This window comes from Aquabacterium sp. UBA2148, from assembly GCF_002328915.1.
GTDB classification, from domain to species: Bacteria; Pseudomonadota; Gammaproteobacteria; order Burkholderiales; family Burkholderiaceae_C; genus Aquabacterium; species Aquabacterium parvum.
Window position 1 is genome coordinate 8,903 of sequence record NZ_DCXA01000251.1, and the last position, 1,418, is coordinate 10,320.

The following is a 1,418-nucleotide window of genomic DNA, read 5'->3' on the forward strand; positions in this document are numbered from 1 at the left end:
CCAGCAGCCGACGCCGATCGGCCGTGATCAAACTCGCCAGGGCCACCACACCGCGCTCGGCCTCGGACGCAGCCAGGGCCACACCCTCCAGGAAGAAAGCGATCCAACCTTCCCAATCGCCATCGGTGCGGATGGCCGACAAGCGGCGGTGGTACTCAGCCTGGTGCTGCTTGAGGTAGCCGCTGAGGTACATCAGCGGTTCGGGCAGCAAGCCCCAATGCTCCAGCAAGGCGGCGATCAGCAGGCGCCCGATGCGGCCATTGCCATCCAGGAAGGGGTGGATGGTTTCGAACTGGGCATGCACCAAGGCCACCTTGACCAGAGGCGGCAGGGTGGCGTCTTCTGTGTGAATGAATCGCTCCATGTCGGCCAGCAGGCTGGCCACATGCTCGGGTGGCGGCGGCACGAAGGCCGCATTGCCCGGGCGCGTGCCGCCGATCCAGTTCTGCGAACGGCGCAACTCGCCGGGCTGCTTGCCCGAACCGCGCACGCCATCGAGCAACAAGCGGTGCGCGTCGCACAGCAGGCGCACGCTGATGGGCAAGCCATTGGGGGCGCGCAAATGGCCCTGTACCTGGCGGAAGGCGCGCAGGTAGTTGGTGACCTCTTCGACGTCATCGGCGTTGCCGATGGCCAACCCGGCCTCGTCATCGAACAGGTCCACCAGCGTGGCCTGGGTGCCTTCGATCTGAGAGGTCAGCAAGGCTTCCTTGCGGATGGCGCTGTAGAGCAGCCAGTCCACCGAAGGTGTCAGCCCAGAGACGCCGGACAGGCGAGCCAAGGCCAGCTCAGCCGTGTGGTTGAGCGCGCTGAAGGCGTCGGGCGACAGGGCTGGGTCATGTGGCGGGAGCGTGTGCGGCACGAAGGCCCGGACGGGCTCGCCCAGGGGCGTGGAGATGGCGTGGGTGCCTGTGCTGCGCATGGTGTGAAAGCCTGCTTGAATGTGTCTTCGTCAAATTAAAACATTCTTTAATTTGTCAAGCAAGGATGAAAGCGGGCTTTCATTTCAATCCTCTGCGCAGCGTCATGGAGAAGATCACCTCGTTCTTTGGACACACGGATTGCCTTCTGCCTCCAGGCGCTGAACCTCCTCAGCCACGGCCAGTGCGCCATTCGCGAACCGACCGAAATGGGCGAGGACAATGACGAGTTGTTTCGACGCCTGTTGTTGCGGCCTCCACACCTGCACCATGACCGACCTCATCCTCTACACCACCGAAGACGGCCGCAGCCAGATCAAGCTGCGGGCGAAAGACCAAACGGTCTGGCTGACTCAGCGCGAAATGGCCCAGCTGTTTGACGTGAGCACAGACAACGTGGGGCTGCACCTCAAGAATGTCTTTGCTGACGGGGAACTGGAGGCGGTTTCAGTTACCGAGGAATCCTCGGTAACTGCCGCCGACGGCAAGAACTACCTG

General features: G+C 62.9%; 1 protein-coding gene and 1 pseudogene. One reads left to right on the forward strand and one right to left on the reverse strand.

Features of this window, described 5'->3' with window-relative positions; translation table 11 throughout:
* Positions 1–922, reverse strand: a 922-nt coding sequence (locus B2W70_RS13970) for a Fic family protein (protein WP_286746583.1), incomplete at its 3' end; no start/stop codon positions are given.
* Between the two features lie 268 nt (positions 923–1,190).
* Between B2W70_RS13970 and B2W70_RS13975 the strand changes: the two are divergent.
* Positions 1,191–1,418 (forward strand): annotated as a pseudogene (locus tag B2W70_RS13975) (hydroxyacid dehydrogenase); the annotation flags it as partial.